The organism is Bradyrhizobium sp. (genome assembly GCF_019244115.1).
In the GTDB taxonomy this organism is placed as follows: domain Bacteria; phylum Pseudomonadota; class Alphaproteobacteria; order Rhizobiales; family Xanthobacteraceae; genus Bradyrhizobium.
The window spans coordinates 1-2,016 of the sequence record NZ_JAFATE010000773.1; the positions used below are offsets into that span (position 1 = coordinate 1).

1 protein-coding gene and 1 pseudogene are annotated in these 2,016 nt (G+C 62.7%); both read left to right on the forward strand.

Annotated features, from left to right (window positions below):
* Positions 1–543 (forward strand): annotated as a pseudogene (locus JOZ76_RS33070) (3-hydroxyacyl-CoA dehydrogenase); the annotation flags it as partial.
* A 129-nt stretch (positions 544–672) separates the two neighbouring features.
* Complete coding sequence (locus tag JOZ76_RS33075; RefSeq protein ID WP_291705583.1) at positions 673–1,845, forward strand: acyl-CoA dehydrogenase family protein; 1,173 nt, start codon at positions 673–675, stop codon at positions 1,843–1,845.
* Positions 1,846–2,016: the final 171 nt, after the last annotated feature.

A 2,016-nucleotide genomic window follows, 5' to 3' on the forward strand; every position in this document is an offset into this window, starting at 1 on the left:
GGCTCGGAGATCGAGACCCTCGTCGACACGAGTCAGGGCGACGCGCGCCCCGGCCCCGACGCCACGAAGTGGTGCGTCGGGATCGCCGTCGATCACGAAGGCGGCAAGGTCTATTGGACGCAGAAGGGCGGCGACAACGCAGGCGAGGGGCGCATCTTCCGCGCGAACCTCGAAATCCCGAAGGGCGAGGGCCCCGCGAATCGCACCGACATCGAAGTGCTCTTCGACCGCCTGCCCGAGCCGATTGACCTCGAACTCGACCTCGGCAGACGCATGCTCTACTGGACTGACCGCGGCAACCCGCCGCGGGGTAACACCGTGAGCCGCGCGGCGCTGGACGCGCAGCCCGGCGGAGGGCCGGAGATTCTCGTCGGCGACCTGATGGAGGCCATCGGGCTGTCGCTCGATTTGAAGGGCGGTCGGATGTTCTTCTCCGACCTCGGCGGCTCGGTCTATTCCGCGAGACTGGACGGCACTGAGAAGAGGGCGCTGACCTTAGCGCAAGGGAACCTGACCGGGGTCGCTTACGCCGGCTTGAGGTAGCTCAGGTCGAAGACGAGGCGACCGGCCGCGTCTCATCCGTTGACGCCGGAGAAGACAGTTACTAACTGACGCAGGAGCACTGAAATGACAACAGCGACTAAAGACATCAGACCGCCGAAGCCGCTTCCGGTGCCGAACAGCGACTTCTATGAGTTCGCCGAGACGCTGCCCGCCGAGGAGCTGGCGGTCGTGAGGAAGGTGCGCGCCTACATGGAGACGAAAGTCCAGCCCATCATCAACAAGTATTGGGTCGAGGACTCGTTCCCGTTCGAGCTGCTCCCCTCGTACAAGGAGCTGGGCATCGCCGGCATGGGCATAAAGGGCTACGGCTGCCCGGGCGGAAGCCCGCTGCTGGTCGGACTGACCGCCATGGAGATCGCGCGAACCGACGTTTCGTTCTGTACCTTCCACGGCGTCCACACCGGCCTCGCCATGTACTCCATCTACCTGAACGGCACCGAGGAGCAGAAGCAGAAGTGGCTGCCCCCGATGGCCCGCATGGAGAAGGTCGGCTGCTTCGGGCTGACCGAGCCGCTGGTCGGCTCGGGCACCGGCGGCGGCCTGACGACGACGGCGAAGCGCGATGGCGACACGTGGGTGCTCAACGGCCAGAAGCGCTGGATCGGCAACGCGACGTGGTGCGACCTCTCGATCATCTGGGCGCGCGACGTTGACGACAACCAGGTCAAGGGCTTCATCGTCGAGAACAAGACGACACCCGGCTTCAGCGTCGAGAAGATTGAGAACAAGATCGCGCTGAAGGTCGTCCAGAACGGCCAGATCACGTTGGACAACTGCCGGATACCCGACGAGAACCGTCTTCAGGGGGGCAAAGGGACGTTTGCCGACACGCGGCTGGTGCTGCGCGGCACCCGGCATGGCAGCGGATGGGAAATCACCGGCGCGCAGATGGGCGCCTACGAGAACGCCCTCAAGTATGCGCAGGAGCGCTTGCAGTTCGGGAAGCCCATCGGGTCGTTCCAACTCGTCCAGGAACTTCTCGCAAAGATGCTGGGCAACATAGTCGCCTGTCAATGCATGCTGGCCCGCTCGGTGCAGCTGGAAACTGAAGGCAAGCTGACGGATGCGCAGGCGGCGATTGTCAAGGCGTTCTGCACGTCGAAAGCGCGCGAGACGGTCTCGTGGGGGCGCGAGCTTTTGGGCGGCAACGGGATCGTCGTTGACTACAACGTGGCGCGTTTCTTCGCGGACGCCGAGGCGATCTATTCCTATGAAGGCACGTACCAGATGCAGACCCTGATCGTCGGTAAGGCGATCACTGGATTCAGCGCCTTTGTGTGAGGGGCTGGGCCGCTATATCGCGAAAGGATGAATGAGGTTTATGAATACTGCTGCAACAGAATTGGCGCTCGAGAACGTTCTCTACGAGACGAAGGAATCGATTGCGTATATCACGTTGAATCGTCCCAAGGTGCTAAACGCCCTAAGTCACCGGACCTTCGAGGATTTGAG